General features: G+C 58.8%; 5 protein-coding genes. All 5 read right to left on the reverse strand.

All coding sequences use genetic code 11. The features are described from left to right. Positions 1 to 2,263 (reverse strand): PAS domain S-box protein (locus IT585_11765; protein ID MCC6963920.1); only part of this gene is annotated, 2,263 nt, incomplete at its 3' end. A 129-nt stretch (positions 2,264 to 2,392) separates the two neighbouring features. Next, complete coding sequence (locus tag IT585_11770; protein ID MCC6963921.1) at positions 2,393 to 2,908, reverse strand: hypothetical protein; 516 nt, start codon at positions 2,906 to 2,908, stop codon at positions 2,393 to 2,395. A gap of 79 nt (positions 2,909 to 2,987) precedes the next feature. Further along, positions 2,988 to 4,262, reverse strand: coding sequence for an adenylosuccinate synthase (locus IT585_11775; protein ID MCC6963922.1), 1,275 nt, complete (start codon positions 4,260 to 4,262; stop codon positions 2,988 to 2,990). A 72-nt stretch (positions 4,263 to 4,334) separates the two neighbouring features. Continuing rightward, positions 4,335 to 4,916 carry a YihA family ribosome biogenesis GTP-binding protein gene (locus tag IT585_11780; protein ID MCC6963923.1) on the reverse strand — a complete coding sequence of 194 codons (582 nt, stop codon included), beginning with the start codon at positions 4,914 to 4,916 and terminating at the stop codon, positions 4,335 to 4,337. A gap of 45 nt (positions 4,917 to 4,961) precedes the next feature. Next, positions 4,962 to 5,225: endopeptidase La (locus IT585_11785; protein MCC6963924.1), on the reverse strand; the 264-nt coding region annotated here is incomplete at its 5' end.

The following is a 5,225-nucleotide window of genomic DNA, read 5'->3' on the forward strand; positions in this document are numbered from 1 at the left end:
CGGCCTGTTTGCGGCCGGTGATGTCCTGAACCAGGCCGATGTAATATTGCGGCGTGCCGTCGCTGCTATCATGTGCGACCGCCGTAGTCTCGGTCCAGACGATCGAACCGTCTTTGCGGCGCATCCGCAGTTCAAGTTCCAGCGGCCGCTGGGCGCGGCTGTTCGCCAGCGGTGTCATCGCGGAGCGCGCTCTGTCAAAATCGGAAGCGAAGATCAGATCAGCTATTTCCGCATGTCGCAGGTCGTCAGGTAGATAGCCCAGCATGCGGCAGATCGCGGGATTGCAGTCGATAACGCGGCCGGTCTGGTCCGCCAGCAACATACCGACACTGATCGACTCAAAGACTTCTTTGAACCGGAGTTCGCTCTCGTGTAATGCCGCCTGCGTTGTGCGGAGATTAGTGATATCGCGAAAGACTCCGAAATGGCCGATTAGACGGCGGTCGCGATCATAGCGTGGCGCCACCGATACTGAGACCCAGCGCCGTTCGCCGCTGGGCTGATTGATCCAGGTCTCGTAGTTTGTCCGGCCGGACTTCAAGCCGTCGTCGCGTTCGCGTCGTGCCCGCGCCAACTCCGCGGCATCCATGAATTCATCGGAGCGGCGGTTGAGCAAGGCTCCGGGATCCACACCAAAGATGCGTTCAGCGGCCGGATTCACGACCAGGAATCGACCATCAAGATCGGACAGGCAGATTCCTTCTTCCTGGCTGTTGACCAGTTCGCGATAGCGCTCGCTGGTCTCGGCGAGTTGGTCGGCTAATTGCTGTTGCTCGGTGACATCGAGCACCGAAATGGCCACACGACCGCTCGGTCCGCCGGGCTGGAGAGCCGGGCGCACGAAGATGCGGTAATGGCGGCCCGCGGAGGATTGTCTTAGTTCGATGGCGGTGGCGCCGGCGATAGCGGCGCGGATCTGTTCTTGGAGTTCCCAGGCCGGTGCGAGCGGGCTGATTTCCGCCCAACTACGGCCAATGATATTATCGAGCGGGCGCCCGATCAGCTCGGCCAATTGCTGATTGGCAGCTTCGATCCGCCGATCGGAGCCGATTAGCAGCGACGGTCCCGGCCCGGCATTCAGCAATGCGGCGACATCTTCGGCGGCCGCTTGCAGTTTAGCTTCATCGGCCTTGCGGGCACTGATATCGACCAGCACACCGTCGATACGCGCGGCATTTCCGGCGGCATCGCACACGACTTGCCCGCGCTCCTGAACCCAGATCGTGCGGCCGTTGCGCTGCAGCAGGCGGTACTCAACGATATAATTTGTCTGGTCCGCGACGGCGGCAGTCAGGACGGCGACTGCCTGGGGGCGGTCCTCGGGGTGGATCAGGCTTCCGGAAAGGCGGACGCGGTTTTCGATCAGTTCGGCGGCGGGATAGCCGGTTAATTGCTCGATCTCGTCGCTGATAAATTCCAGCGGCCAATTGGGGGCAATTCGGAGGCGGAAGACGGCGCCGGGGATATTGCCGATCAAGGTCCGCAGTCGCAGTTCACTTTCCGCCAATTCCTCGTGCGCCTGCTCGCGCTGGCGTTCCGTGAATCGCAGCCGGCGGTACAGCCGGTGGCTGAGCAGGACGATGACGGCGATCAAGGCGATGATTCCCGCCTGGACAGCCAGCAAGAATCCCTGCAGCGACTCGACCTTTTCGGTGATCTTTCGAATTTGCGTTCGCTGCGCTTTGACCTGATCGGCGCGATATTGAATGCGAGCGGCTTGATAGGATACACGTGCCTGCTGCAAGACCGCCATGGCAGCCTTGGCTTGCGCGGCCTCGGAAGATTTGCCGACATCGGCAGCCGAGCGCGCGGCATTGATCAGGTCATAGCCGTTGCGAATAATACGGCTGGTGGCTTGATGGAATCCCAATCCTTGATCGGAAGCCGCCGCTTGCGCCGACGCCGTACTCAGATCGATCAGAGCTTGTTCGAAATCCGCGATCGCGTGGGCCAGAGAGTCAGCCTGCGGCTGCGGCTCCTGCCCGAAGTACTTGGACTCAGGAATCGCCAGCACCGGCAGCGACGCTTGCGATGCTCTTGAATTGCAGTCGCTCCAGCGCGACCAAAGTTCGTTGATCCTGGCCTCGGCTTCGCGATAATCGCGCAGCTTGCTGCTGACGAAGACCGTCACGGTCGCGGCAAAGAGCGACAACGCGGCTACCAGATAGAATTGCAGCAGCCAGTTCGGCGGATTCTGACCGCCCGGCTGATTCACCCCGCTGTCGGATTTACGAAAGAGGCTCGCAAGACGAGATAATCTCATGGTCTGGACATCAGAGGCACTTCTCATGCCTCTTATCATCATCTTATCGGCAAAGTTGGACTTAACTGTTGTGCCAAAAACAGCTTAGAAGGCTCAGAACATCGAGAGGGTCGGGGGAAAGGGGAGCCGTTACGCCAAGTCGGAATCGATCAGTTGGGCGTACAGGATTGATCCAGCTGCGGTAAGCCGATCCGCCAGCAGACCGTCGCGCCAGCGCTTGATTAATTCGGGCTGATCCGAGACCTCGTCGAAGCCGGCGACCGGATAGCTGTTGCCTACCGGGACCAAGCTCTCCGGAATCAGCGCAAAGACCAGCCGCGATTCCTGTGACTCCATGTAGGTTTTGGCCTTTCTGATCAAGTGGCTGGAGTAATCGACCGTGGCATAGTCGACGTAGAGGAATGGACCGACGAGTTCGAGGATCAGTTCGGAGTGGATGCACTTGACGTAGCCAATCGGAACGTGGTCCTCAAAGCCGACAATGTAGCTGACACCGGGATTGTCCTCGGCGTTCAGAAGCTCGGCGAAGTCATCGTGTAACATTGCCTGCACTTCGGCGGATTGGCCGTTGAGCGCGGCTTCGAGGATATCCTGGAGGAGAGGCAGGGCGCGTCGGCCGGCGCGCAGATAGCGAAGCTCGGGCATGGGGATAATATAACGCAGCCCGGCGGATCGAAATCGTCGTTTTGCTGAATTCTACCGCGAGGTCAAAATCGCCGGCGCGCTAACTGAAGACCGTTTCCTCGCGTCCCGGTCCGGTTGAGAGGATACTGATCTTCACGCCGAGATATTCTTGGATACGGTCCAGGTAGCGGCGGGCATTAGCATCCAAATCAGACAGCGACTTGGCGTGACAGACCGGCTTTTGCCAGCCCGGAAGGGTCTCAAAGACCGGTTCGACGTGCTGGAACTGGTAGTTCGACTGTGGCGGCAGATTGATGACCTGCCCGCCGAAACGATAGCCAACACAGACCTTGACCTCCGGTAGGCCGTCCATCACATCCATCTTCATCAGGGCGATATCGTCAACGCCGTTGATGCGGACGGCATATTTCAAGGAGACCAGGTCGAGCCAGCCGCAGCGGCGCGGGCGGCCGGTGGTCGAACCGTACTCGTGTCCGCGCTCCCGCAGGCGATTACCGATGTCTTCCTTGAGTTCGGTCGGAAACGGTCCGGCGCCGACGCGCGTCTGATAGGCTTTGACGATGCCCGTCACTGTTCCCAGATGCTTAAAACCGATACCCAGGCCGGTCAGGACACCACCGATCGTCGTGTTTGATGACGTGATATACGGATAGGTTCCGAAGTCGACGTCCAGCAGGGTGCCTTGCGCGCCCTCGAACAGGATCCGCTTGCCGGCGCGGCAGGCGGTATCGAGATATTCGGCGACATCGCAGACCAATTCGCGGGCTTCGTTACGTTTGGAGACCAGCGTCTCGAAGGTCAGGTCGACATTCGGCCGTTGGTCGCCGGGGAGGCGATCAAAGATGTGCTTCTTGAGTTCGAAGTTCTCCTTGATCTTGCAGCGCAGCACGTGGTCGTCGAAGATATCGGCAAACTGGATGCCGCAGCGGCCGATCTTATCGAGATAGGCCGGCCCAATACCGCGCTTAGTGGTGCCCAGCAGCGCATCGCCGCGGGCTTCCTCCTGCACGGCGTCGATGATTTTGTGATACGGCATAACCAGATGCGCCCGCCCCGACACCAGGATACGGCCTTTGACGCTGATACCTTGCGCTTCCAAATCGCGCATCTCGGCGAACAACTGGAACAGATCGAGCACCACGCCATTGCCGATCAGACAGGTTTTGCCCGGATGCAGAATGCCCGAAGGAATGAGATGCAGGATGAACTGGTGGCCGTCAACCTTGACGGTATGTCCGGCATTGGCGCCACCCTGGCAGCGCGCGACAATATCAAAATCGCGCGACAACAGATCGACAACCTTGCCCTTACCCTCATCTCCCCACTGCAAACCCAGCACAACACGATTCGACATCTTCGACTCTCCCATGCTCTATGTCAAAGGCTCGGACTTTCCACAGGCCGAGCCTGCCTCAACTCCACGTCGTCAGGCGGCGACTTCCGCCACCCAATTCAGAATCAAGTGTTTGCCTTCTCCGGTCTCAGCCGAAAAGCTCACAATCTGATTGCGTCTAATTTCCAACTGCGCCGCCACGTCCGCAATCGCTTTCGCCTTCTGATTCTGCTTGACCTTGTCGGACTTGGTCAGAACGTACAAGTGGTTTCGCACCAAAGGCAAGGTCCACTCGTGTAATTCGACATCAAGGTCGGTCGGCTCGTGGCGGATATCGATCAGGTGTACCAGACCGCGCAGCACCTGGTTCTGGGCGAAGAACACATCCATCAATTTCTTCCAGCGGTCGCGTTCGGCTTTCGGCGCGCGAGCGTAACCATAACCCGGCAGATCGACGAAACAGAGCTTCTCCCCAACACGATAGTAGTTGATCGACTGGGTCTTGCCCGGTGTCTGGGAGACCTTGGCGAGCGCCCTGCGATTGAACAGCTTATTCAGCAAGGACGACTTGCCGACGTTTGAGCGCCCAGCAAACGCCACCTGCAGCGCGCCGTTCAGGATCAGTTGATCCGGCAAGTAGGCAGTCCTCTCCAATGTCACCTGTTTCAGGTCCATTTTCTCACTCGTTAAATTTTCTACCGGTGCAAGAAGCTATCGAAATCAGTGAGGGAAGGCAAGCTTTAATACTTCGGAGGCGTTCTTGACGTAGGTGATGTGCAGCTTGTCAGTTAATTCTTTCGGCAATTCCTCGATATCGGGGCGATTGGCACGCGGTACCACGACCGTCTTGATTCCCGCGCGCACCGCCGAAATCAGCTTGGCATTCAATCCGCCGACCGGCAGCACCTCTCCGGAGAGTGTGATCTCACCCGTGTAGGCAAGTCCTTTAGCGGCATATCGTTTGGTGAAGGCCGAGCAGAGCGC

The organism is Candidatus Zixiibacteriota bacterium, assembly GCA_020853795.1.
In the GTDB taxonomy this organism is placed as follows: Bacteria; Zixibacteria; MSB-5A5; order CAIYYT01; family CAIYYT01; genus JADJGC01.

Excerpts from the sequence above, each read along its gene's own strand:
- IT585_11770 (MCC6963921.1), bottom strand. The coding sequence starts at position 2,908 with ATGCCCGAGCTTCGCTATCTGCGCGCCGGCCGACGCGCCCTGCCTCTC.
- IT585_11780 (MCC6963923.1), bottom strand. The coding sequence starts at position 4,916 with ATGGACCTGAAACAGGTGACATTGGAGAGGACTGCCTACTTGCCGGAT.
- IT585_11775 (MCC6963922.1), bottom strand. The coding sequence starts at position 4,262 with ATGTCGAATCGTGTTGTGCTGGGTTTGCAGTGGGGAGATGAGGGTAAG.